The organism is Pseudanabaena sp. BC1403, assembly GCF_002914585.1.
Lineage (GTDB): Bacteria > Cyanobacteriota > Cyanobacteriia > Pseudanabaenales > Pseudanabaenaceae > Pseudanabaena.
The window spans coordinates 192,017-218,643 of record NZ_PDDM01000005.1; the positions used below are offsets into that span (position 1 = coordinate 192,017).

Annotated in this window: 18 protein-coding genes and 2 pseudogenes; 5 read left to right on the forward strand and 15 right to left on the reverse strand. The window is 41.2% G+C overall.

The genetic code is table 11. The features are described 5' to 3' along the window. Positions 1-64 precede the first annotated feature (64 nt). Positions 65-2,704: a M1 family metallopeptidase gene (locus CQ839_RS07120; protein ID WP_219817736.1), complete on the forward strand. Its 2,640-nt coding sequence runs from the start codon at positions 65-67 to the stop codon at positions 2,702-2,704. A 110-nt stretch (positions 2,705-2,814) separates the two neighbouring features. Here the strand turns inward: CQ839_RS07120 and CQ839_RS07125 are convergent, their stop codons facing one another. The 5 genes from CQ839_RS07125 to CQ839_RS07145 all read right to left on the reverse strand — a co-directional run bounded on the left by CQ839_RS07125 (position 2,815) and on the right by CQ839_RS07145 (position 8,512). Further along, on the reverse strand, positions 2,815-3,507 hold the full coding sequence (locus tag CQ839_RS07125; RefSeq protein ID WP_103667580.1) for a hypothetical protein: 693 nt from the start codon (positions 3,505-3,507) through the stop codon (positions 2,815-2,817). A gap of 644 nt (positions 3,508-4,151) precedes the next feature. Beyond that, positions 4,152-4,697 (reverse strand): ribosome maturation factor RimM, encoded by a 546-nt coding sequence (rimM, locus tag CQ839_RS07130; RefSeq protein ID WP_103667581.1) that lies wholly within the window; start codon positions 4,695-4,697, stop codon positions 4,152-4,154. A 123-nt stretch (positions 4,698-4,820) separates the two neighbouring features. Next, positions 4,821-5,504, reverse strand: coding sequence for a ribonuclease III (gene rnc, locus CQ839_RS07135; protein ID WP_103667582.1), 684 nt, complete (start codon positions 5,502-5,504; stop codon positions 4,821-4,823). A gap of 135 nt (positions 5,505-5,639) precedes the next feature. Continuing rightward, on the reverse strand, positions 5,640-6,584 hold the full coding sequence (locus tag CQ839_RS07140; RefSeq protein ID WP_103667583.1) for a pentapeptide repeat-containing protein: 945 nt from the start codon (positions 6,582-6,584) through the stop codon (positions 5,640-5,642). Positions 6,585-6,775: 191 nt separating this feature from the next. Next, on the reverse strand, positions 6,776-8,512 hold the full coding sequence (locus CQ839_RS07145; protein ID WP_103667584.1) for an ABC-F family ATP-binding cassette domain-containing protein: 1,737 nt from the start codon (positions 8,510-8,512) through the stop codon (positions 6,776-6,778). Between the two features lie 297 nt (positions 8,513-8,809). Here CQ839_RS07145 and CQ839_RS07150 point away from each other — a divergent pair, with 297 nt between their 5' ends. Then, positions 8,810-9,451, forward strand: a complete 642-nt coding sequence (locus CQ839_RS07150; RefSeq protein WP_103667585.1) for a type I restriction enzyme HsdR N-terminal domain-containing protein — start codon at positions 8,810-8,812, stop codon at positions 9,449-9,451. 89 nt (positions 9,452-9,540) lie between these two features. Here the strand turns inward: CQ839_RS07150 and CQ839_RS07155 are convergent. The 3 genes and pseudogenes from CQ839_RS07155 to CQ839_RS07165 all read right to left on the reverse strand — a co-directional run bounded on the left by CQ839_RS07155 (position 9,541) and on the right by CQ839_RS07165 (position 11,318). Further along, a pseudogene (locus tag CQ839_RS07155) lies at positions 9,541-9,986 on the reverse strand (HNH endonuclease). Beyond that, a pseudogene (locus tag CQ839_RS25975) lies at positions 9,983-10,221 on the reverse strand (hypothetical protein). Before CQ839_RS25975 ends, CQ839_RS07155 begins: the two co-directional pseudogenes overlap by 4 nt. Positions 10,222-10,379: 158 nt before the next feature. Then, positions 10,380-11,318: an alpha/beta hydrolase gene (locus tag CQ839_RS07165; protein ID WP_103667586.1), complete on the reverse strand. Its 939-nt coding sequence runs from the start codon at positions 11,316-11,318 to the stop codon at positions 10,380-10,382. Positions 11,319-11,554: 236 nt separating this feature from the next. On the opposite strand from CQ839_RS07165, the gene CQ839_RS07170 reads away from it, so the two are divergent. Continuing rightward, positions 11,555-13,042 (forward strand): hypothetical protein, encoded by a 1,488-nt coding sequence (locus tag CQ839_RS07170; RefSeq protein WP_103667587.1) that lies wholly within the window; start codon positions 11,555-11,557, stop codon positions 13,040-13,042. 7 nt (positions 13,043-13,049) lie between these two features. On the opposite strand, the gene CQ839_RS07175 is transcribed toward CQ839_RS07170, so the two are convergent. From CQ839_RS07175 to CQ839_RS07200, 6 genes are all read right to left on the reverse strand, one after another. Beyond that, on the reverse strand, positions 13,050-14,816 hold the full coding sequence (locus CQ839_RS07175; protein WP_103667588.1) for a YgcG family protein: 1,767 nt from the start codon (positions 14,814-14,816) through the stop codon (positions 13,050-13,052). Between the two features lie 346 nt (positions 14,817-15,162). Beyond that, positions 15,163-15,678: an O-acetyl-ADP-ribose deacetylase gene (locus CQ839_RS07180; RefSeq protein ID WP_103667589.1), complete on the reverse strand. Its 516-nt coding sequence runs from the start codon at positions 15,676-15,678 to the stop codon at positions 15,163-15,165. 332 nt (positions 15,679-16,010) lie between these two features. Next, positions 16,011-16,586, reverse strand: a complete 576-nt coding sequence (locus CQ839_RS07185; protein ID WP_103667590.1) for a Uma2 family endonuclease — start codon at positions 16,584-16,586, stop codon at positions 16,011-16,013. Positions 16,587-16,980: 394 nt separating this feature from the next. Further along, positions 16,981-18,312 (reverse strand): glycoside hydrolase family 15 protein, encoded by a 1,332-nt coding sequence (locus CQ839_RS07190; RefSeq protein ID WP_103667617.1) that lies wholly within the window; start codon positions 18,310-18,312, stop codon positions 16,981-16,983. A 189-nt stretch (positions 18,313-18,501) separates the two neighbouring features. Then, on the reverse strand, positions 18,502-19,443 hold the full coding sequence (locus CQ839_RS07195; RefSeq protein WP_103667591.1) for a hypothetical protein: 942 nt from the start codon (positions 19,441-19,443) through the stop codon (positions 18,502-18,504). Positions 19,444-19,790: 347 nt separating this feature from the next. Next, positions 19,791-21,623, reverse strand: a complete 1,833-nt coding sequence (locus tag CQ839_RS07200; protein WP_146048706.1) for a M48 family metallopeptidase — start codon at positions 21,621-21,623, stop codon at positions 19,791-19,793. A 203-nt stretch (positions 21,624-21,826) separates the two neighbouring features. Between CQ839_RS07200 and CQ839_RS07205 the strand changes: the two genes are divergently transcribed. Then, complete coding sequence (locus CQ839_RS07205) at positions 21,827-24,346, forward strand: CHAT domain-containing protein (RefSeq protein WP_103667593.1); 2,520 nt, start codon at positions 21,827-21,829, stop codon at positions 24,344-24,346. A 429-nt stretch (positions 24,347-24,775) separates the two neighbouring features. Then, on the forward strand, positions 24,776-26,140 hold the full coding sequence (locus tag CQ839_RS07210) for a TldD/PmbA family protein (protein ID WP_103667594.1): 1,365 nt from the start codon (positions 24,776-24,778) through the stop codon (positions 26,138-26,140). Positions 26,141-26,214: 74 nt separating this feature from the next. On the opposite strand, the gene CQ839_RS07215 is transcribed toward CQ839_RS07210, so the two are convergent. After that, positions 26,215-26,598, reverse strand: a complete 384-nt coding sequence (locus tag CQ839_RS07215; protein WP_103667595.1) for a pentapeptide repeat-containing protein — start codon at positions 26,596-26,598, stop codon at positions 26,215-26,217. Positions 26,599-26,627 lie beyond the last annotated feature (29 nt).

A 26,627-nucleotide genomic window follows, 5' to 3' on the forward strand; every position in this document is an offset into this window, starting at 1 on the left:
TCCCAACTCTTTTGAGATTGCTATATTATGGTGAAATCAAGGCACGTATTAGAGATCAAGTTATATGACACGCAAATCTTGGGATAACTATTTGGAATTAGGCTCAGAATTGGGCTTCTGGGATGGAGATGGGGACAAATCGAAAAAACATAAATCTTTCCACATGCCAGGAGCAAAGCCACATTACAATCCCGATCGCCCAGGACAAGTTGAGCATATTGCTCTAGATTTAGTGCTTGATATTCCTCAAAAAGCGATCGCAGGTACTTGCAAGATTCGTCTGCGACCTGTGCGCGATGGCATCATGGAAGCGACCTTGGATGCAGTCAGTTTGCGAATTGACAATGTGTCGATTACTGATCAAATAGAAGCTAAGCCTGATCCAGATAAATCTAAGTGCAAATTTGATTATGACGGTGAATTCCTGAAGATTTATCTCAATCAGCCAACGCAAGCAGGTGTGCCGATTGAAATTGCGATCGCCTATGCTGCCGAGCAACCACAGCGTGGGATTTACTTTGTGCAGCCCACCGAAGCACAACCAAATAAACCAACCCAAGTCTGGACACAGGGTGAAGATGAGGACTCGCGCTATTGGTTCCCTTGTTTTGATTATCCTGGACAACTGGCGACTTCGGAGATTCGGATTAAGGTTCCTAAAGACTTGATGGTGATTTCCAATGGAGAATTAATCGAGGTTAAGGAACAGAAAAAAGAGAAGATTTATCATTGGTCACAAAAAGAAGTTCATCCTAGCTATCTGATGACTCTTGCGATCGGTGATTTTGTCGAAGTTAAGGATGAATGGAAAGGCAAGCCTGTAACTTACTATGTCGATAAGTCTCGTACTGCCGAAGAAGCGATCTTGACGATGGGTAAAACCCCACAGATGATTGAGTTCTTTAGCGAGAAATATGGCTATGACTATGCATTTCCTAAATATGCACAGGTTTGCGTCGCTGATTTCATCTTTGGCGGCATGGAAAACACTTCCACTACTCTGTTAACCGATCGCTGTGTATTGGATAGTAGAGCTGCACTTGATAATCGCTCTAGCGAAAGTTTAGTTGCCCACGAATTAGCGCATCAATGGTTCGGTGATTTGTTGGTGATCAAGCATTGGTCACATGCATGGGTAAAGGAAGGTGCAGCCACCTATGCAGAAGTGCTATGGACAGACCATGAATATGGAGCTGAGGAAGCTGCCTATTATTTGCTAGGTGAAGCGCGGCGGTATATTTCCGAAGATAAAGATCGCTATCGCCGCCCGATGGTGACCCATGTCTATCGTGAGGCGATCGAGCTATACGATCGCCATATTTACGAGAAGGGTGGCTGTGTTTATCATATGCTTCGTACCGAGCTAGGTGATGATTTGTTTTGGAAAGCGATTCATCATTTTGTGCGGACTAATGCCCACAAGACCGTTGAGACAATTGATCTGCTAAGAGCGATCGAAGAAGCAACGGGTAAAAACTGTATGTTTCTCTTCGATCAATATGTATTCCGTGGTGGACATCCAGAATATAAGATTGGTTATAGCTGGGATAGTGATAATAACTTGGCGAAGGTCACGGTTTCCCAAACCCAAGATGAACTCTTTGATTTGAAGATTCCCATTGGCTTTGGTTTTGAAGAAGTTTCAGACAGCCAAGTTTTCACAGTGCGCGTATTTGAGAAAGAACAAGCTTTTTACTTCCCATTGTCCAAAAAACCCAAGTACATCAGTTTTGATCGCGGCAACAACTATCTCAAACAAGTCAGTCTTGAATATGGTGTCGCTGAACTAAAAGCTGGCTTGCAGTCAAATCCCGATCCAATCGCTAGAATCCAATGTGCAGAAGCCTTGGCGAAAAAAGGTGGTTTAGAATCGGTAAAAGCTCTTGGACAAGCTCTCTTAGATGAAAAATTCTGGGGCGTGCGCGTGGAGATTGCCGAAAATCTTGCCTCGATTAAGCTCGATCAAGCTTTTGAAGCTTTGGCAAAAGGCTTAGAAGATGCAGATGCAAAGGTGAGAATGGCTGTAATCAGTGGTTTGGCACAAAACAAGGTGCAGAAGAGTTTAGATTTGATTAAACCATTCATCAAAAAAGGCGATCCTAGCTACAATGTGGAAGCAACCGCAGCAAGGCTAACTGGTGAATTGGCGGCTGCTTTGAGCACAGAGCGTGAACCATCCAAGGTGGTGAAGCTATTACAGACAGTTCTCAAAGAGAGAGCAGGTTGGAATGAAGTAGTACGATCTGGCGCGATCGCAGGTCTATCTAAAATCAAGGATTCTGATGAAGCTTTGGAAACTGTCATCAAATATACGGAACCTGATGTACCACAGCCATTGCGCTTAGCTTCCATCAGAGCCTTAGGTGCGATGGGTAAATCGCAATCAAAACCTAAAACGGAACAGATTCTCAATCGCTTGAAGGTAATTGCTCAAGAAACATTTTTCTTGACGCAAATGGCTTCGGTTGGGGCACTTGGGCAAGTTGATAGTGCTGCTGCCATTGGCATATTGCGATCGCTGTCTGACTCGACTCCTGATGGGCGAGTGCGCCGTGCCGCCGATGAAGCGGTTCAGCGTGTACAGAGAGCAATTGGTAAGGATGCAGGGCTGAAGCAACTACGTGAAGAGCTTGATCAAGTTCGCAAAGACAATCAGGATCTGAAGAGTCGATTGGAAGCGATCGAGGCTAAAACCAAACCATAAAGAATAAGCCCAAAAATGAGTACCCACTCATTTGCAAAACGCTATAACATTTTTAAAAATTGGTATTTTTGGTATTCCACAATAAAAAATCCTCGCTAAGCGAGGATTTTTTATTGCTTAATCAGGCCTAAAGCTCCATTGAATATGCTCACCATTAGCGCCAAACTGACTGTTACCAAAGAAGCCCCAATTAAATTTGTTTTAGTAGATACTGGGAAATAGGCAGGTTGGAGCCAAAAACTTAAACGTTTTGAGACAAAAGGCATTACGAATAAGCTCAGGATTGTTGAAGTAATTAGATTATTCACAATCATTGAGCTAGCTAGTGACCATGATTGCATAATTCCAAATACAGAAAATGCGATCGCCTGCATCATCACTACAGGATAAAGCGCTAAAACCACTGCGAGGATTTGTTTCCATCTCGGTGGACCAAGCCCTTTATATTCTGAATTACCAGCTAGAGCTGAAAACCAACCCTCTAATCCTGTAGTAAAAGACTTAAATCGATAAGCGGAAAATATTTCTTGTCCTGATTCTAATAACTGTTTGCGATCGCTAGACTCCATCCATTGATTAAGATGCTCTGGCGAATCGAAATGAATAATGTAGTACCATTTCACAACTCGGTCTTTACATATGAGTGGAGGGCATAGATCACAACGGAGGAACCCATTATATTTCTTTGAGGTTTCTACTAAATGATTGTGCCATCGTTTAAAAGGAAAGTCTCGACCTTGAGGAACAATATGTTCTGTAACTAGACTGGAATAAAAAAGTTGCTCTAAAGGCTGATTCGTCATATTTTTTGAATAGTTGCTGTTGAGTTGCTAGATTAATACCAAAACACAAAATGGCTACGCCATTTTGTGTTTTTAAAACCCTTACTGGGTTTGTTTTTTAATTCACGAAAGTGTGGCAACACTTTTGTGAATTGGTATAATCCGTTTAGGTTAGGCGAAAGCACAAACTGCAAAAATCTCTCTCGCATCTTCACTACAAGGTTCAGCCAAGCAAAACCTTGCAGAATCGTCACACCATAACATCTGCCACCAAAGTACAAATGTGTGACAACACATTTGTACTTTGGTGGCAGATGTAAATTTCGCTTAGTACATAAAACCAAATTATAGCTATAGGACTTACGCATCTGCCCTGCAATAAATTGCGGGCTAAAAGCTTAAACCTATTGAAACAGGTTGGTTTGAGGCTTTCTTTAGTCAGTTTTAACTGACTTGAGCTTTGAGCCAAGAACTTTAGTTCTTGGTTGATTTGCGTAAGTCCTAAAAATCAAATTATAGCTATATAATCTCACAAATGAATTACAGCTACATTTTTTAAAAGTGTTGCTAAGCAACACTTTTAAAAAATGTATTGGTTCGGGTTTGATCGAAAAGTTCCGTCGAATTACTATATAGATTTTTTGTGAGTAAGCCTAAAGGAAGGGTTAAGCTTCTAGCCATTTATCGATAAGTCCGCGTGGGGGAATTACTTCAATTCTTTTTTGGTGAATATCCACAAAAGGCGCGATCTCTTCTACAAAAGGAATAAGCTCTATTTCATTATTTTCGAGATTGCGAACTTCTAATAGATCATTTCCTGCGGCGATGATACTGATCACTTCACCCAATAGCTTTCCCGTTGGTTGATGATAAACATTGCAACCTACCAAATCTGCAATCATATACTCGTTATGTCCTAGAGAGGGGCGATCGCTTGTGGGGATAAACATTACATAATTACGCAGCGATTCAGCGCGATCGCAATCATTAATTCCTTCAAGGCGCACCACAAATAGATTCTTTTTACCAGCAATTTCTCGCCCCGATAGCATCATGATCTCTTGTGGCTCATCTTTCTCCGAAGCCGCAATCCAACGTTTGCCAGCAGTCTCAAAGCGTTCAGGAAAATCCGAATAAGACAATATTCTCACTTCGCCTTTTAGCCCTTGCGGTGAAACAATTTTACCAATCATTAACCAATCTTCAGTCATATATTTCATCCTTGGTTTTGAAATTCAGGCTAAGTATCTAAGCCAGAGCATGTGCCGTCAGAGCAAGGAGCGGCGTATGCTTTTGGGTTTTAATCTGAGGTACTTGAGCAAAAATTTGAAAACTTATAACATTCTTTCTATTTGTTCTAAGGCATCTAGTGCGGCTGCTCGTTCTGCTTCCTTTTTGCTAGAAAAATTTCGCATACTCTGACCATATAGGCGATCACCAACATATACTTTAGACGCAAATTCGGGCGTATGATCGGTTCCACCTACTTTTTCGGTGACATATCTTGGCAAGATATGACCAATATAAGACTGCACCCATTCCTGTAAACGATTTTTAGCATCAAGATCAGCGCGAGTATTTACTAATTCTGGTGGTACTGAGTCAAACAATGCCTCAACCACAGGACGAACTGCCTCCACATCACAATTACAATCTAGATAAAAAGCTCCAATCATCGCTTCAAATACGCAGCTTAAAAGGTTGTCGCTTTTATTACCGCCATCGCGCAAAGCGCCTTTACCTAATAGAATTTGCGTATCTAGTTCTAAGGCGATCGCAAAATTTGCCAGCTGTTTTTCATCAACTAGAGCTGCTCGACGGCGAGTAAGTTCATCTTCACCAAGATCTGAATGCTGACGATAGAGATAGGAACCACTCAAAAAGTTTAAAATAGCATCGCCTAAAAATTCTAAACGCTCATTATCTTCCCCTGCCCAAGGATTTTCATGAACATAGGAGCGATGGGTCAGCGCCATTCGCCATAATTTTTCATCCTTAAAAATAAACAAGTCTTTCATTTTGACTAATATAACTCTTGCTATACCAATCCTCGAAAGTGAGATTACACTTTCGAGGATTGAAAACCAACCCCATTAAGTTTTTTCTTCCTGAAATTTGGGTTTGGGCACAAAGCATTGTAGGATTCCTAAATCTTACGAGAGACAACTTCGATAAGAGATATTACCTGACGGCAATATCGTTTCGCAAATACTTGCCTCATTCATCCATCCCACATCTAACATCGCATATTTTAAATTAGCGCCATTAAAGTTTACACCCCGTAAATCTGCTCCTGTCAAATCAGCATTAGTTAAATCAGCATTAGTTAAATCAGCATTCCATAAATTCGCACCGTTAAAACAAGCCCCGTGCAAAATGGCATTGCGCAAGATGACTTTGCTTAAATTGCTGCCGATAAAATTGACACTACTCAAATTTAATCCGCTTAAATTGGCTAGACGGAGATTAAGCTCGCTGAAATCTATACGATCAAGATCTGCCTCACGTAAATCTACTTCACTCAAATTTGCTCCTTTTAAATTTGCCCCATGTAAACTAGCTTCACTGAGATCAGCTTCACTGAGATCAGCATTTTGTAAATTAGATCGACTTAAATTTGCCCGAAACAAAAAAGCATGTTGCAAGTTAGCATGACTCAAATCTGCATTAGAAAGATTAGCTTCTAGTAAATAAGCCTTTTGTAAATTTGCACCTTGAAAATCCATTCCCCGTAAATTTGTACAATTCAATATCGCTAGTCGAAAGTTAGCACTGTTAAAGTTTACATTTGTAAACCTTACCCCACTCAACCCTGCATAACTGAAGTTAGTTCGGTTAATATTGGCATTGCTAAGATTTGAGTCTAATAGCAATGCCCCACATAGGTCGGCATCGGATAAATTTGCACCTGATAGATCGGTGTTACAGAGAGTTGCCTCCCATAAATTCGCAAAAGCTAGGTTCGTGTTGCGTAAGATCGCATGACTGAGATCCACTTTACTCAAATCTACGCCCTTCAAATCCCATCCCTCAAAGTTCCTTTCTCCTTGGGAATAACGTTCTATCAAATTGCGTTGCTTAGCAATGTGATTCAACATAAAAATAATATGCTTATATCAAAAAGAACGTATGCGGCTCTTTCATTTACCCACCGAAGAACTTCCCAGTGAATGATTAGTGGTGAGCGGCTTTGCCACTCACCACTAATCATTAGGGCGTAGGTTACAACCAAACTGGAATTTTCTGATCCCAATTCGGTTTTTATGAAAGCATTAGCAATGATTGCATATTACTTTGATTTAACCTTTTGTTGTTGTTTCTCTTGGCGCTTTTCCGTTTGTTTGGCTTTTTCTTTTTCCTTTCTTAGCGTATCTTTTGCAGCTTTTGCCGCCATTTCCGCTTTATATTTAGCCTCTCTGGTTTCCTCTTCTCTTTTTTCTTGATAGTAGGAATATTCGCCAGCATAGACACAGAGATCGCCATCACGAATTTCCACAATTTTATTGGCGACTTGCGAGATGAAATAGCGATCATGAGAGATCACTGCCACCGTACCTTCGTATTCACGTAAAGCGGCCTCTAGCATCTCCTTAGCGGGGATATCAAGGTGGTTTGTCGGCTCATCGAGGATGAGGAAATTCACTGGTGTGAGCAACATCTTGGCGAGGGCTAGTCTTGCTTTTTCGCCGCCACTAAGATCGCGTACTTGCTTAAATACGGTGTCTCCACTAAACAAGAACTTACCAAGGACACCCCGTACTTCTTCATGGGTCATCTTCGGGAAATCATCATGGATCGTATCAAAAACGTTTTTGTGAAGATCAAGCGCTTCAGCTTGGTTTTGCTCAAAGTACCCAATTAGCACGTTATGACCGAGGACAATTTCACCTTCGTTATAGGCTTCTTTGCCAACAACCATTTTTAATAAGGTTGATTTTCCTGCACCGTTGGGCCCCAGAAAGGCAACGCGATCGCCTCTTTCGATTTCCAGATTTGCACCTAAAAATAGGATTTGGTCGCCATAGGCATGGGTTAGCTCTTTAATCTCAACGCTAACACGTCCGCTCCGAGATGCTGGTGGAAAATGAAATTTTAAAGTCCTGACATCGCTATCAGGTGCTTCGATGCGATCGATTTTGTCCAGTTGTTTTTCACGGCTTTTGGCTTGGGTACTACGAGTAGCACTAGCACGGAAGCGATCTACGAAAACCTGTTGTTTCTCGATATATTTTTGCTGACGTTCAAATGCTGCTCCCTGCGCAGCTTTGGCTTCCGCTTTTTGAGCCAGATAAGATGAGTAATTACCCAAATAAGTTGTAGATACACCACGCTCGGTTTCGACGATCGAGGTACAGAGGCGATCCAAGAATTCACGGTCATGGGAGACGATCACCATTGGCGTACTAAGCGATCGCAAATATTTCTCTAACCATTCGATCGTTTCCAAATCTAAATGGTTCGTCGGTTCATCCAGCAATAACAAATCTGGTGATTGCAGCAAAATTTTGCCTAAGCCCATGCGCATCTGCCAACCGCCGCTATATTCGCTGACAAAGCGATCGCCATCGTCAGCCTTAAATCCTAGCTCTGGCAATAGTTTATCGATGCGACTTTCCAGCTCATAGCCATTGTGGTCTTCAAACTGGCGCTGGAGGCGATCCATCTTTTTGAGAATCGGTTCATAGTCCTCACCATCTTTTAAATTTTCTAAATGATGATGGACTACTGCTAATTGTTTTTGAATTTCGCGCACTTCTTGAAACGCTTGCCACATCTCTTGTTTAACTGTGCGGCTCTCTTCGATATCAAATTCTTGACTGAGATAGGCAATTTTGAGACTAGTAGGACGGACAACCTGTCCTGAGGTGGGTTCGATTTCCCCTGCAATAATCTTTAGCTGTGTTGATTTCCCTGCGCCGTTTACGCCGACTAAACCAATGCGATCGCCTGTTTTGACTTCCCAGTTAACGTCTTTGAGGACTTCACCAGTAGGATAAATTTTTTGGATGTGTTCGAGACGAAGCATAGATTTAGGGTAGCAACAAAACTTAACTTTTTATTAAGATTAACATTTTTTTGTAACAAAAACATCAGTCTACCTAAAACCAAAAATGAAGAAATCACTCACAATGCGATCAAGATTGCTAGCAATCTTCTCCATGTCCCAATTCCACAATGCAATTTCTAGAAACAGTTCTGTGATTCTTTAGTTCTATACGATCGCTGATGTTGTCGTAATATTTAGTTATGCATTAAATATCTCAGCACTTAGCTCCCATCTCTAGACTCCTGAAATGTCTGTGATTATTAAAAGGATTTAACCGTGATTACAAATGCTAATAGCCTTACTCTTAGCAATCTCCGTCAAACCTTTGGCTTGAGTCTCAATTCTAGCGATCGCTTTTTTGATGAATGGTTAAATGATGCACCGAATCTAACCGAAGCGGAACTACAAGGACTTGATCGCCTCACTCGCAACTACACCTATCTCAGTCAAGAGGAACCGCCCCTCGAAGGGATTGTTAAGCTTGTCGTGGTATCGCCATTGCTAGATTTAGCGGGTTTCTATCAATTTCCTTTTTTGGTAAAAGCAGAAGTAAGTACTAGTATCGAAGTTGCTGACGAAGCTAATGCTATGGCGGTTCAAGGTCGAATTGATATTTTGGTAATCCAAGATAGTTTTTGGATTTTGGTAATCGAATCAAAACCTGCAAAGCTAGATGTTACCGCAGGAATTCCTCAAGCACTTACTTATTTGTTGAGCGCTCCCAACTTACAATCAAGCTGCTATGGAATGGTTACAAATGGAAGAGAAGTATTGTTTTTGAAATGCGATCGCCACCAAAATGCTCCTCAATATTCGCGATCGCCTACTTATCGATTGCTCGAAAATATTACAGAGCGTGTTCAAGTTTTGCAGGGACTTAAACAAATTGGGGCTTATATTGGCGATTTAAGGAGTTAGGCGATCGCATCAGCAATCTATCTCCTCAAGGCGATCGCTGTTACCATGAGTCGTGATTTTTAGGCGATCGCTTCAACTTTCTCAATAGGTTACTGTTGAGGATCATGGGCAGGTGGATGCCAGCCGCCACGAATCCAGAAACGACGCGCACGCTGAATAGCACCATCATCATGACGCTCATCGTTCATATCGAGACGTTCAATCGTGGCGCGTCCCAGGCTGTAATGCCGAGAATTTTTTGTCCATTGTCAGACCAAACGAAATGTTCATACCACTTGTTTTGTCTAGGGTTGAAGATTGAGACAATTGTTTGGGTTTCAGGGTCAATACCCTCTGTGAAGTTGTAACGACGACCATTACAGCGATGACACGCAAGAGCAAGATTATCTTCAGTATCGTTTCCACCAAGGGATTGTGGAATAAGATGATCGAGTGTAAATAGTGAGCTACTAGCTTCTTCAAAAGAATGGCAGTACTCACACAGAAAATTAGCTCGATCGCGGATGCGTTGACGACTAGCGAAACTGATAGTCATGACTCGGCAATAATCCGAGCATTCATAAGTGTGAAAATACGATCAAGTTCAGTGATGCCAGCAAGCTCAGCACTTTCTTCTACAGTGAGGATGTTATTTTTTTTCGCTCAATAAGGATTTCGAGGCGCGATTGGAGATCATCATTGAACTTAAAAAGGTTAAGCCCTCTTACCTTTTGGATTTGAATGCCAACCTCTATCCAGAAAGAAGGTTGCACCATTGTTTGAGTAATCATATTTGCTACCCTTATGTGTATTCTTGATTGTTACAGTTAGATGCTTTCAAAGTTTGAAGACTCCATAGGCAAATAAATCGTATGTGCATTGCTTTTGTGCATTGCTTTAATGACAGCGAATTTATTATAGCGTTAGACATCTTCAAACATGATTTTTATCACTTTTTTTCCTTTAAAAATTGCTCGACACTTCGTTGCCAGCGTTCTTTATCAACCGTAACGAGCAAGCTATGATCGGCGTTGGGGAAAATGCTTAGTTCCTTAAAACCGTGTAAATTCTGAAATATCTGATCGATCTCTGCTAAATTAGTCCATTTATCAAGTTTGCCATGCAATAACAAAGCAGGACATCGAACTTGTTTGGCATAAGTTACTGGATTATGCGTAAAACCATTGATTCCATGCTGAATACTTCCCCAAAAGACAACCATCTCAGCGAACGGAAATGTTGGAATCCAGCTTGCACTCAATCGACTTCTGACAGCATCTAAAAGTCGTGCAAAAGGAAGTTCAAGAATTACAACATCAGGATTAATTTTTTCATCGGCAACGGCTTTAAGGATCGCCGCACTTCCCATTGACACACCATAGAGGATAAATGGACGCTGAAAATTTGAACGTTGAGCATGACTCAGAGATAGAGCAACATCTTTAGCTTCCCGTACACCCAAAGTTGTCGTATTTCCGCTAGAACCTCCTAGACCTCGGAAATCAATAAGCATAGCGGCGTAGCCCAAACGATGAAACTCCTTGGCTGGAGCTAGAAGTTGTTTATCTTTACTTCCTGCATTACCAGGAAATAGCAGGACAGTACCATTAGATACAGGCAGTTGAGTGGGAATAAACCAAGTCTCTAGCCACTCAGTTTGATTGATAGGAATACGTTGTGTGACATATTCAAGCCCAATATCACTGGGGAGTTTTGAGTTAGTAGATTTAGGAATTCCTATACCAAAACGACCAGGAGAACTATAGTGTGTCAGAGCATAAGCGCCAAAGTAAGACAAAACATTAAGAGCTAGGAAGAAAAAAAGCACAACTAGGAAAAGAATCTTTCTATGTTTTCTTCCTAGTTTCAAAAACTTCAATGGTTTCATTTACCTTACCTACTGCCTTGTTTAAATGACTAGCATGGACTTAAACACACAAATATCTTAGCATTTAATGTTTAGCAGAGCAGATAGATAATTTAGTCGAGATCGCATTAACAATCTATCTCCTAAAGGCGATCGCTATTACTGCAAGTCTTGATTTATGGAGCGATCGCTTTATAATTATACTTCTTCGCGAGCAAAGATTTTTTGGATACTTACTTCAGTTAACCTGCACAACAATGAATGAATATATCCGAATTTTGGAAACTGGAGAAATTAATACAGGCGAAGGTTTGTTTCGATTTGTCGCCCCTGAAAAGATTCCATTTTGGCAAGACTTTGCACAGAAAGCAGAAATCATTCGCCGAGTCCATGAACATGGCGCAGTCAGTTTTGAGGTCGATGCCAACTATGATGAAGATTACCACGAGCCAGAGGAGGAGTTTGGCTGGGGCTTGACCTATGGAGAATATTGGGACATGCATCTTGAACAAAAGTGGAATAAGCCAGTCGCCTGTTGGCAGACATGGATTTTGTTGTCTGTCAGCGCTCCCTTTATGCGATTTAGGCGATCGCTTTCTCCCGCAGAAGATCGCATCCTGATTGCGACGTGGGACACAGTAAGATGGAGTGAAGATTGGGAGAGTGGAGAATACAGATTCTATTTAGCACTGACCTCAAAGCTAGATACTGAAGATGACACTCTTCTTGATGCTCAAAAGCCAATTTTAATTAAACCTAGAAAAATCTCTCCGATTGTTAGCGATCGCACAGCTTTGGGTTCATTGCAAACATGGCAGTTAGGGCAAGATATGATTCTCCAGCCACTAACCAATCTTGTCCAAGCATCTCCATCTCAACGTGATTGGGACTGGATGTGGCGAGAACATTCAAGTCTCGGTCCCATCTATTTAAAGATCTTTGTGGACAGAACATCTGCTAAGCTAAAAGAGTGGTTTGCAGATATCATCACCACGCGATTACCTCAAAATAATTTCTATCCATGCTTGTACAACAATCAATATGCGATCGCTAATGAGCTAAGAATTTATTTTGAGGATTTAGCAATCACTGAATTATCCGCAAGCGAATTTTATCAATGTGTTGAGGATTTGCAAACTCAGCATCAAGGGCGATTGCCTCAGGTATACTGCCCTGACCAAGATTATAGCTATGTGGCTAAATCAGGTGATATCCGCACGGGATGGATAGTTTTTTGTGATGGTCTGTTTTGCTTGGATCGTAGCTACCACACACCCAATTTCGATCAGCAATCGCTCGATGCCATGCTCTTGACGGCAATTATGGCAGGAGAGTTAGGAGAGATTTCTTGGGATCTATTTGATGGTGATTATATTTACTTTGAAGCCACAGGAGAAGGGTTGGAGTCTCTGAGAAACTATCTTGACTCAAATTCCGATCCCGATCGCCTGCGGCAAGAATTCTCTCGACTGCTGTTTCGCCATGATGTCGAGGCTTCATCAGCAAACAATGTTCAGGAAGTTGCCGCACTAATTAACCAGCATTTTCAAGTTCCCCTGACTGAATTAGATGCGATCGCAAATTTAGAAGCTTGGCTTCGCACAACAGCGGTTTCCCATCTGCCGCGTTATGTTACGGTCAAACTGCCCAGAAGACTTGGGAATACCTATAGTGAGAACCCCAACTATCCGCGTATTATTGCCGCGAATTCTCGCATTCTATGGCGATGGTCGTTTGATGGATAATGTTCCTCTACCAATCACTCCCTGCGCCACCACCATCACTACTACCGCCACCAAAATCACTAGATGAACTACCATAATCGCTACTATAGGAGCTGTCATAGCTACTGGAATCACTACTAGTACTGCTATAGCTTGAATCACTGGAACTGTAGTCGCTCGAATCACTGCTAGCTACAATTGCGGGTTCTCGTTGATCGTAAGCAAAGACGCAGCCGCAAAAATGACAGCTATAAACTGTTTGCTTCACTAAGCGGACAGAGGTAATCTTTTCTTCTGGTTGGCGATCGCTCTTTTTGCTATTTTTGTTATTCTTAGGTGATTCGATCGCTCTCTCGACAGTTTGCTCGGAAACATCAACCGCATAGGATTTACAATGGGCGCAAACACTCGCACTACTATCAATGCGTTGAACTAGATAAACCTGTTCTCGCGTTATTGGCAAAGTAAGCTCAGCTTCTCTCCATCCCCGAAATTCTAATTTTCCTAGTGATCGCGCTGATATTTCCCTTGGAGTTAGTACATTTTCTATCTCTTGTTCTGTCAGTTCTTTTGGTGGCTGTCCTGTACGATCGCTGCGGTAATCACATTGGCGTTTGAAACTTAGATAAGGATTTACCAAAATTGCCCAAGCAGATGCAACTACAATCGCGACAATCAACATTACTGTGATTCCATTTCCACTCCAAGCTGTCGTCATGAGAAAGCCAAAAAATCCACTCAACAGTGCCAGCAATCCTGCTGCCAAAAGCGATATCGCAACCGAGAGCCAAGGCAAATCACGGGAAACAATCCAACTTATCAACAGCCCCCAAATCCACCCAATACTGCCAGCCATTCCGAAGACTAGCCAAGTAGTGCGATCGCTTTGCCAAAATTCTGCTTCAGGATGCATCAAGATAAATTGCCAAAATCCATATATCAATCCAATTCCTAATATCCATCCACCCGCCAAGATATTGATGGCTAAGCTAGGGATTTTCTCGTCAGTGCGAGCGCTTTTATGTAGGCAAACTTTAGCGAGTAAGTCAGTAAATGAATAGGAGGCTAATAGCTGAGAAGAGGAGAAGGCATTGGTATTAAATCCTTGCGTGGAGATGAGTATTTGGATTGGAGTAAAACTTAACACCATCACTTGAACTGTACTGAAAATTGCCCAGCCTGCACCAGCGATCGCAATTAGCCAAGGAATCCACACGCAGATCATCGGCATCCAGCTTGGGAGAATTGTACTAGGAAGTCGCGATTCTAGGCGTTGGGCGATCGCATTTACACCCTGAATAATTCCCGTAGCATATTGCTGCTGCTGAAATGATGGCACAATCTTTTGCTGAATCAAATCACTGACTTCCGCATCGGGCAATACTTCACCTAATCCCTTGCCAGTAATAATTTCAATGCGCCGATCATTTTTGCTGACCAATAACAACACACCATTATTAGTTTCTCTCTTGCCAATGCCCAAAGCGTTAAATTGCTTTATGGCAAAAGCACGAGGGGATTGCTCTGTTTCGACTTTTGGGATGGTAGCGATCGCTAATTCAGCACTGGTTCTGCCAACTAGTTTGTTGATGCGAAGGTTAAGACTAAACTCCGTTTGCCAATCCAACAAATCAGCGCGATCGTAAATCCACTGCTGTTTGCTATCCTTTTGTTGTGGATTAACCAAATCATTAGTGGATTGAGCCATGCCAACTGGTTGTTTCAGTAGTAGGATTACTAGCGTTACTACTACTATTGAGAATAATTTGGGATAGAAGCGTTGGCAAAATGACATAAAAGTTAAGGCAATCTTGGAAACTATCCTAGTAAAAACTTCCTGAACAATATATAGCACAACCCTAGAGGATTTATTTTACATGGCGATCGCTATTACTGTGAGTTGTGATTTCTAGGCGATTGTTTAATTCTTATTTGTCTTTGCATAGGCATAAACCATCACAGTATCGCTAATAACTTCTCAGAACTAATCAACGAAGTCAGTTATCTTTGAGTGCTTAGTTGTGACTGAAAACAGATAACTTTGTCGAGCTTATCGTGTTGATATAACGTTCGCGCACCCGACACCAAAAAACTGACAACAAACTGACATGCTTGTTATCAGTTTTGGTGTAGTGAGATAGTTATGCTGCTTGCGCTAATGCCTGCAAATACGCTCGGTAAATATCCTCGGAAAAACAAGTAAATAATATCTTTTCGATTGTATTGTCGCTTGCTAGGAATTGTATTATTTCTGTAATAGCTACGTGAGCTGCTTTTTCTACAGGATAACCATAGACACCACAACTTATTGCAGGAAAGGCTATAGTTTTAATTTCATTTTTTACTGCTAATTTAAGAGAGTTTTTATAACATGAGACCAATAGCTCAGGCTCGCCATTAAGCCCGCCTCTCCAAACTGGACCAACCGTATGAATAATCCACTTAGCAGGTAGATTGTATCCACGAGTTATCTTGGCTTGACCAGTTTTGCAACCACCCAGCAAACGACATTCTTGAGCAAGCTCAGAACCAGCCGCTCTATGGATAGCCCCATCCACTCCACCACCTCCAAGAAGAGAGCTATTAGCAGCATTAACAACTGCATCAATTTGAAGTTTTGTGATGTCTCCTTTAACTATTTCTATGCGATTGACCATATTAGTGTGAACTCAATCAACAATTATCTAATTATTCTTTACTCAGAGATGAAAGCCACTTTACTTTGTGAGTGATTCCCCAAGTATACATTGTCACTGCCCACTCTCAGAACTTGCAGATTAGCGGCTTAGTTGAGTGGCAAAAGTTTTACTCTTAACTAGAAGACTACGCTTTTGTCCGCTCCAACTAATGTGTTATTGACGATCGCATACCAATTCTTTAACTTTGCGATCGCAATTACTGTGAGTCGTAATTTCTAGGTGATCGCCTTATCAATCTATTTTCTCAAGGCGATCGCTAGTACTCTCAATTTATTTGCTGATTTGAGTAATTATTCTGGTTTCAATTCTAAACCGCGATAGACTTGCTCGATGGGAAAGCTTAAGTTAATGCTTTTTAGTTCTACGGTGTCGCCTTCTTGGTAGTTAATGATGAGCCATTCGCCAGCGTCATTTTTATGGTATAAATCCATTTCAATGCTGGTGGAACTGACTAATAAGTAATCTTGTAAGTTTGGATTTTTGCGGTACAGTCTAAATTTGCCACTTCTGTCATAGGATTCGGTACTAGGGGAAAGAACCTCAACGATGAGGGATGGGTAGGTAATGTATTGGGTTGTAGTTTTATCGCGATCGTCACAAGTAACGCTGACATCGGGGTAGATGTAGTTATTTGTGCCAACAATATTAATTCTCAGGTCTGAGTTACCTGTTATGCAACTACTAGCGTCTAAGTGGGTATCTACCAAAGTCGTAAATCGAATTGCGATGCGGCTATGATTAACGCTACCGCCGCTCATGGCGTAAACTTGACCGTTGATAAGTTCGTGTTTTTCTAGCTGCTTTTCTTCCCAAGCAAAGTATTCTTCTGGGGTTATTTGAGGAAAATTTTCTTTAATGGAAATCATTTTTTTGTAATAGATAATGGGTTTGATTTAATTAACTCTACAAGATTAGCAATTGCACTGTGCATTGTGATTTCTAAGCGATCGCTATTACTGTGATTCGTGAGGTCTAGGCGATCGCTTCACAATTACTTGTCTTTGAAGTGAAACACATCCTGAAAGAAATCGCCAATGACTTATTGGGGTTTAACAACGAAATCAAGCTTTTTTCATGGCACAATCTTGGATAAAAGTTCCCAACTTTAACGAGCGTATAGCCTTGGTATAAAAACTAAGATAAGCGGCGACAGATAACCTCTGCACCTCCACCAAAGTCTCTTACCCATATGCTTTATCGACTTGTTAGGCTGCTGTGGTTCAAGAGAATCTTAAGCATCTAAATAGAATAAACTAGCATTTATACCAGCATTAAACTCTGCTCAATTGACTTTAGCGCAATCATCAAATTAGCTTGAGTCCACAGTAAAGGAGTCGAAACATTTGGGATATATTTATCATCCTGTATATAGTAGAGTTCTGGACATTTAAACTGCTCAATGTTATACTTTCCAACTTTACAGTTTTCGCCAGTTACTTGACCTAAAGCTCGATTTAGATAGTAAATTTGTTGTTCTAGATCAGCCTCACATCGTTTTTTTTGGAACTTTACTCCATAGATAACTGAGATGATTGGATCAAAGATACACCACTGAGCTTCCTCACCCTGTTTGACTGTCTTATTGTTAGCCTCTAGCCATGCTTCGCGCTCAGTTGATATTGAGGTTTGTATATTTTCTGGCAAGTCAGCAAAGAAATTACGACACCAAAACGAATCTCCCAAATATCTCGGTATTCCATATTCTCCTTGCAAATTAGTTTTGATATCTTGAATAATCTTGTCAGAAACTTCCTCATTTAAGACATTTAGAGGGTAAATGAGAAAAAGCAAAGCTCCATCAAATCGTCTTTCTTTAGGTTTTGATTGAATGCACTCTGCTGGCAGAATCTCGCTGAGAGTGAACTCGCCGTTGCTGATTAATTCATCTAGAAGATGAGGGGTTACAAGTTCATCTTTATTTAGGCAACAATGTGAATCAAACAAGGGATCACTGAATAGTTGTTTCAAGGCTCTTAATCCAGCAACTGCCACTCCAATGCTAGAAGCCTCTATTTTCCTCCCCTCTTCCCAATGTCCACTGTCTTCGTCTTTCCAATATTGAACAGCTTGAAAATAGAGAGGAAAAAGTCCTAACATTTCAATATCATCTTGATGTAAGCTGAAATGTCCTTCACTAGCTAATTTACAGTAGAACCATAAAAAATAACCTAGTGCATCATTCTGAGCATGTTCCCAGCTTTCATCAACTTCTAAGAGAAGTTGTCCATTAAAGCGTATATGCGGACGATTCATCGCAATGGCTGGATCAGCTCTGCCATCAATAATACTCTCAAAACGAAACTTATGTTTCTTAAAATAGGACATCAAAGTAAGGACATTCTTTACTGCTATGTCAACTTGCCCCAAAATATAATGAGCATAGGCAACATAAATGTTGTCTCGCACCCAAACGTAAGAATAACCAGTGTTTTCTGCGCTCACTGCGGAGGCGGCTGGGAACAAACCGTTATCTAAGGCTGAGAAATAGAATGTCCCTTTTTCTATGAGAAAATGTGAAAGCAAGCGAATATCTTGTGGCGTATATTTATGCTTAATAAACTTTTCCAGTTCTTTATTGTTGACAATAAACATTTTTAACTTCATCCTTATGATTATTAATAATTTAATTGCGTGACAGCTTAAAATTTTATAACCTGCTTAAAATTCAGGCAGTAACTTCTCTAAGTTTGTTTGATTTCTTTGAGAATGAGTAATTCAACATGGAAATCAGACTAAATTTCTTTGTAAATCTCAAGAAAAAAGTGATATCCCATGTTTAAATCATAGCAAATCGTAAAGTTCTTCAACTTTATAACCTTCAAGATTTTTTGAGGGAGTAACTTGTAAGTCGCAAAGGTTAAGGCACATTGGAGTGCTAGGGCTTTTTTTAGAATGAACATCTATTGTATTCGCCCCTCTTTCGTGCTTTAGAATAAGGCATACACTAGAAGAATCACATCCATCTGCATAAACTTCAATAGTTAGCTCATACTGAATCTCCGACCTACGGTCTATCCTAAGCAAATCAACGTGTTTTCTAGGTTGAGGTTGGGTTTTCAATTTCAAGAACCAAGACTCTTTCTCTTTTGTTAAATTTCCAAACTTTAAAGAATTATCGTAAGAAACTAAAATATCAAGATATTCCGATGCCCCAGATGGAATTTGTTCAACACTGTTTGATCTGTAATCTTCCTTTCGTTCATAAGGCCAGAGTAACCGCATTGGACTATCATATTTTTCTAATTTTTGGAATGAGCCATCTTTTTCCTTCCGCTTGATAGTCTTCAAGTAACCACTACATCCCGAAGCAATCTTATTACCTATATTTGTAACCTTAACTCTTAGGTAGTATGCCTCACCGACTTCGACATTATTATTCTGTTCTCTGGGCACAAAAATCATGTGAGGAGCTGAACGCACTATTAATTCTTCTTTATCATTTTCGTTGAAACTTACTTCCAGCTTCGGCTTTGGCTTAGTTCCCTCCTTGATTACTTCCAATGAATAAAAGGTGGTAAACGTAAGAAATGCTCCGATAAATGAGGCTAGATATTGAGTTGGAGTATCATTTGGTACGGAAATAACCCCCATATTGAAACACTTTTCACTATTCTTGCTGCAATAGGAGTTGAAGCTAGGTATTAAAAATAAGAGCAGGAGAAAACTGATAAAAAGAGGAATCCCAATGAAAAGGAAATATTTAGAGTTTTTATTTTTACTCATGTCTTCCAAATATTGTTAGAGAAATTAGATTTGTCAGGGGTTTAGATCGCTAGAAGTCTTAAGGGTTAATTTAACTGCAAGCCATGAACCCAAACTCAACACCAGAACTACTAAATATTGTCTGCTCCAATAAGTTATTATGCCGCGATCTCTTAATTATTATTTACGTTTGAGATTGTCGATAACGTCTCCGAACTTAACATCGAAGTCAACCATTTTTGACAGCAAAACTTTAATTTAAAAGTGATCGCAGAAAAAATCAATCTTCTAAAGGCGATCTCAAGTATCAAAGCGACCATATAAATAATTAAAGAAAGCCTTGCAAAGCAAGGCTTTCTTTAAGCAAATTAGAATGGAATCCGAAATACTCGACCGCCGCCAGTACTTTCTGTTACTTGCCAGACTAGCCCTTGATCACCAGTATCTCGCCAAGGTTGTTGGAACACAGAGAGAGTGCCTTTAGCTGTTTCTCCAGCATTCACAACGTTTTTGCCAGACGCACTGATAAATTGTGACGAAACCGTCTTTCCTTCAGCATTAGTTGTCTTCGCAAATATAGGTACAAATCCAAAAGACTGACCGCTCTTGTTGACGATTTCTACATTCAGTATGTATCTACCGCTCGACTCAACCTTACCTCCATCAATGTTAATGCTCACATTGTCGTTGGTTTGCCCAGCGGTCACAGACACTTTGCCTAGAGTTGGCTTGTTACTGGGCTTTGTAGTAGTTGGAGTCTCTGTAGTAGGTTGATCTTTCACTTCAGACTTGCAAAATGCCCCACGCGCCGCAATTAGAGCTTCGATGTTCTCCAATGAGTAGCGATTGTAGTTGCGATTTTGGACAATTGATTGCAAATATCTAACCCGCTCCGAAGAGGCTGGATGGCTGTCTAGCCAACCTGTTTGTTTGTTTTTCTCATAACCGCGCCAGCGATCAAATACACGGTATAGTCCATCAGCAGAATAGCCAGCCGACGAGAGAATGCGAGTGCCGAGGAAATCGGCTTGCTGTTCCAGCGATCGCCCAAAAGCAAGTTCTGGTTTGAGATACTCAAAAAATGTATTGATCAACCCTACTTTTTTCAAAGCTCTAGCTTTGGTTTCGGTAATGATTTTTTGATAGGAATGAGAAAAGACCGTATGAGCAATTTCATGACTGAGAATGCCCGCAAGTTCTGCTTCCGATTCCATATCAGCGATCGCACCTGTATTGATAAAGATCTTGCCACCTGGCAAGGCAAAAGCATTTAGAGAATTATCCTGTAAGACATTGAATTCATATTTAAAGTCATCTCGACCTGATAGCTTAGCCAACTTCTGCCCAAGATTATTAATATATTCTGTCAGCTTGGGATCGGTAACCAATACTGCATTCTCTTTAATCTCTTTGGCGCTTTCTTCTCCAAATCCTGACTCTCCTTTAAAAATCTGATCCATAATTTTGCGATCGCCAGAAATAAGTGCTGTGACAAATGACTCATTTTTGAAGTCATTGATGAACTGATTCATGTAATCATCAGCCAGCTTCTTATATTTAGGAGCGTCGGGATGTTCTGGATAGTTAAGCGCAAACTGACGAGCAGCAATAGAAGCTTCTACCTCCATCTTTTTGGATATGAGTAGTTTTAGTAGTGGCTCTAATAAATCCACACGGTCTGGATAAATACCATAGGCACGATCTAAGGTTGGAATTGCCTTTTCTGGTTGATTCCAGCGTATGGCTGCTTCCGCAAACTTGATATGCCCAGGAATAAATTCAGGATAATTGTCAGATAGCTTCTCTAGAGCAATTAATGCTTTAGTTGGCAATCCATTCTCTAGTCCTTCTTCCGCATTCTGCCAATACACCTTAGCTCCACTGGCTAGATTCTCCACATTTCTTGTGGGTGGATTGGGTGCAGCCACATTCGGGAGCGGCTTCTTCACAGATTGTTGTAATTTGATTGCTTCAGCGAGGTTGTTATTTTGAATCAATCGATCAGCCTGAATTAGCACGGCAATTCGTCTATTTTTTTCGATCGCTTCAGCATTTCCCGAAGAGATTTCGGGGATTTTGATGCAATTATTTTGAGTTTGAGTCTCAGCTTGACCAACAAAGAGAAATGAAAGCACTAGACCAACACAGAATAGTGATATCCATCTCAAGATTACGCGGCGATAGATGGAGAATATTGACACGATAAAATCCTTAAACTTATTGAATTACAGAGTTTTACAAATAAGTAAGTAGCTAGCAGCCTGTCGGAGAACCATCAACTGTAGGGTGTGTTAGCGATAGCGTAACGCACCAACTGCGTTTATTGGGTGCGTTACGCTGACGCTAACACACCCTACGAGAGCTAAAACTTATCAAATTGTAAACAATTCTCAATTTCATATAAATGTACTACATTATTGAGTTACCTGCGAATAAATACAGCGATATGATCTTTAAGGTTTTACACAAAGGTTTCTGCGCTTCTCTTAGTTTCATCCCCATTGCTATTGGTATTTATACTGGGACTTTCTCCTCTTTGAGCTTCATATCTGAAGCAACTGCGCAAATTGGCTTACAAGACAGTTCAGAAAACAATTCAAAGGCAAAGTCATTTGATGCTGACGTTTTTCAAAAAGCTGGAAATGATCTCCAGAAAAAAGGAGAACTCAACTCTGCGCTGCAAACTTTTCAACGGGCTTTGAAGCTTAACGAAGAACAAAATGATCGCGCGGGACAAGCCCAATCCTTGAATAGTATCGCATCGGTTTACAATGACTTGGGACAGTTTGTGAGGGCAATAGAGTCCTATGAACGCGCCCTAAAAATTAGCAAAGAAAGTAAAGATGCATTGGGCGAGAGTGGCATTCTCAACAATATGGGAATCGTCTATCGCAATTTAGGGCAATTTGATCGAGCGATCAAACTCTATCAAGAAGCTCTCAAGATTCAACAGAAACTAGGCGATCGCTTTGGGATCGCCCGAACAATCAACAATTTGGGACTGGTCTATCGCAACAACAAAGAATATGCCAATGCACTAGACTATTATCGACAAGCACTAGCCATAATCAAGGAATCGGGCAAAAATCCCGCAGGTGAAGCAGTCATCCACAACAACATTGGATTTCTTTTGAATGAGCGTGGACTTAATGCTGAGGCGTTCAAAAGCTATCAACAATCCCTAGAAATCAGTCAGAAGTTGGCAGATCGTGTCAATGAAAGTGTCACTCTCGGAAACATTGGACTTCTCTACAACAGTCAAGGTCAATTTGACGTAGCTTTAGGTTATTACCAACAGGCTCTAGCCGTCAGTCGTCAAACAGGCGATCGCGCAGGTGAAGCGAAACTCTATCAGCACATTGGCTCACTTCTCAAAGAACGGAAGCAAAATGTTTTAGCGATCGCCTATCTCAAGCAATCGGTCAATATTTATGAAGAGATTCGCAAAGATCTGAACTCCCTAGCAAGGCAAGAGCAAAAACTCTATGCTGACACGATTGCCCCAGTATATCGCCGCCTTGCGGATCTGCTTTTGCAACAGGATCGGGTGATCGAAGCGCAGCAGGTGCTCGATCTATTAAAAGTGCAGGAAGCGGATGACTACCTCAAAAATGTACGTGGCAATGAACAAACTGCTAAGGGCGTTGAGTATCAGCCTGTAGAGAGGCAAATGATCGCCTTGAATATCGAACTTTCAGATTTGCAAGTACTGGAGAGCCAAGGAAAGCTAACTCTTCCACAAAAGGAACGATTAACTGCTCTAGTCAATCAAGAGAAAGAAGCAAATCGACAATTCAATGCTTTTTTGAATAGTGCGGAAGTCCAGAAGCTAACAACGGAGTTGAATAGAGACATCCAGCAGCAAAATGTTGATCTCAAGGCTATAGTTGGTTTACAGAAAGAACTCAAGCAGTTAAATGCCGCGATTATCTATCCACTTGTACTCGAAAGCCGACTGGAGATCGTATTAGTTACCCCTTCGGCTCCACCAATACATCGATCAGTTCCAGTCAGACAAAGAGATGTCAGTGCTGCTGTTGAAAAGTTTCGAGCAAACTTAAAAGATAGCAGTAATTTTGATTTCCAAGATACTTCTCAACAGTTTTATAAGTGGCTGATTGAACCGATCGCAGCTGAATTGCAACAAGCAAATGTGCAGACCATCATTTACGCTCCTGATAGTCGATTGCGATATATTCCCATCGCAACACTCTATGATGGCAAGCAGTTTTTAGTTGAGAAATATAACATCAACAACATTACGGCAAGTTCACTGACAAATTTTAATCGCCGTGGGGGCAATCAGCCTAAAGTTCTAGCTGGTGCTTCGACAATCGCCCATAATGTTAATGTTCTAGGCAAGCCTGTTTCCTTTGGCGCTATTCCTGCCACCAAACAGGAAGTCAAAAACATTGTCAAAATATTTCCGAATGTGACGGAGTTAGTTGACTCTAGCTTTACAAAACCCACAACTAAGACAGGGACAGATTCCCATACCATCATCCATTTAGCAACTCATGGGTCATTTAATACAGGTACACCAGATGAGTCTTTTCTGATTTTTGGAGATAGCGATCGCTTGACACTGAAGGAGATCGATACTTGGGTGCTCAAGGGTGTGGATTTAGTCGTTTTGAGTGCCTGCGAAACGGGAATCGGCGGTAAGTACGGTGATGGGACTGAAGTACTAGGATTGGGTTACCAATTTCAGCATGTCGGGGCGAGGGCAGTAATTGCGTCGCTATGGACAGTTAGTGATGGTGGAACGCAGAAGCTAATGGATGCCTTTTACGCCAGTCTTAAAAAGGGTGTTTCTGCCACGGAGTCATTACGGTTAGCTCAGATATCAATGATCCGAGGTGGCGCACCATTCGATCATCCTTATTTTTGGTCTGCATTCTTTCTAATCGGTAATGGGCTATAAAAAGAAGATAGGGCAGCGCTTTGCGCTGCCCTATCTTCTTTTTGAGTTTTAAATGCTCAAAATGTTAGTGTCATGAATTATTCTCGCTCTAGATGAACCCCATGTATGGGCAAAGCATTCCCACAGAAATTCATAGCTTTTTAGATTACCTTCATTTGGGAATGCTTTGCCCTAAACCTCACAACGCAGGGACAAATTGCCTATAAAAGCACAAAGGGCTTAGCATTTGCGGATCGGGGTTTCTGCGACGAGTCTAAAAATTGTGGCGCAAATGCTAAGCCCCTACAAATTTATTTTTATCAACCATTAAGGGCGCAAATAATGCGTGACACTAACCCCAAAATAGCAAAGCCATTTTGTGCTTTGGAATAAGTGTCTATAGCTATAGTTGCTAAAATGAAATAATCAACTAAAAAGATCAAAAGGTTTATGTCATCAGCGCTCAGTGTAGAAAAGTTAGTCTCCGATGCTAAAGAGACGGCAAACAAGCTAAAGATTAACAAATTTGATATTTATGGCGCGATCGTCGATGAAACCAGTGCCGAAGTCGATAGCGGCGAACCTAAACAGGTGTCAGCCTCCAACCGTGCTAGCATCACCGTACGAGTTTGGAATGATCAAGGTACTGTGGGCGTTACTTCTACCACCAATATCGATCGCATTGGACTAGAACTCGCACTCCAAAGTGCTCACGAAGCAAGTTTCTTTGGCGCTAAAGAAAATATCCCCGATTTTAGTCCCGAAGCGATCGCCGATATCCCACCTCGCGAATCACAAACTTCACCACAAACTGTGATCGAAAAGCTAGTCGAAACCCTTTTAGCGGCAGAAAAGGACTTATTGGCAAAACATGATGCGATCGCAGGAGTTCCCTACAACGGCTTATCTCAGCGTGATATCAGTCGCTTCTATTTGAACAGCGCTGGCGCAAAGCGGAATGAAAGCAGTTCTTTTAGCTCTATTTATCTCTATACTAAAACCGAAGAAGACGGTCGAAAACCTCGCAGTGGCGGTGCATATCGCGTAAGCCGTAGTTTTGAAGATCTTGATGTCAAGGGCTGCGTTGAGGAAACAGCAGAGAAAACAATTAGCCATTTGAATTACGACAAAATTAAATCTGGTAAATATTTAGTTGCATTCTCTCCTGAAGCCTTTTTGAGCTTAATCAGCGCTTTCTCAAGTCTCTTCAATGCTCAGAGCATTCTTGACAAAAACAGTCTTTCCAATCCAGAATCCATAGGTACACAAATTGCTTCACCACTTTTAAATGTTAGCGATGATGAACTTCATGTCGGGAACGTGGGAGCGTCAACATTTGATGGGGAAGGAACTCCTACTCGCCGCACTCCTTTAATTACGAACGGAGTGTTAACTAATTTCTTACACAGTTCTGTTACTGCGAAACGCTTAAATGCCAAGCCCACAGGCAATGGTAGTATTGGCGCAAAGGTTTCCGTTAGTCCTAATTTTTTCCATATTGAACGTAGTAGCGAGGCGAATGCTTCCAATCAGACAGTTTATGATTTGGCAACTGCTGAGAATGTAATTTTAATCGACGATTTACAAGCGCTTCATGCTGGTGTGCAAGCATCTCAAGGTTCATTCTCCTTACCCTTTGACGGCTGGCTAGTCAATAAAGGCGATCGCATCAGTGTCGAATCGGCAACTGTAGCAGGCGATATTTTAGAATTGCTGAAGGCGATCGTTTATATCGAACCAGAAGTAAAAATTACACCTTCAGGCGTAGCGCCGCAGATTTGGGTAGAAGGGCTATCAATTACAGGCGAAGCTTAAAACCCAAAAAGTGTGAGGCAGCGCATAGCGCCGCCTCACACTTTTTGAAAAAAGGGACGCTTTGCGTCCATTTTCTATGTTTTTGCGTTATATAGATTGGCATTTGCCATTTGAGCACCCTCAAAAAGTGCCTCTTGTAAATTTGCCCAACTCAAATTCGCACCCCGTAAATCTGCCCCACGTAAATCAGCTTTGCGTAAATCAGCCCCCTTGAAATTAGCATGGCGCAAATTTGCCCGATGTAGATCAGCATTAGTCAAATTGGCATAGCTCAGATCTGCACCAGTGAGATTGGCACGACAAAGTTTAGCGTTAGCCAAGTTAGCTTTGCTCATGAGGGCGTGGCTAAAGTCTATCTTGTGAAGATCAATCGCTTGTAAATCTACTCCCACTAGAACAACGTTAGAAAATGATTTGTGCCCCATTCGATATTTTTGCAAAAATTCTTTAGCATCCATTAATTGATTAGCCTTGGCAAAAGCCTACT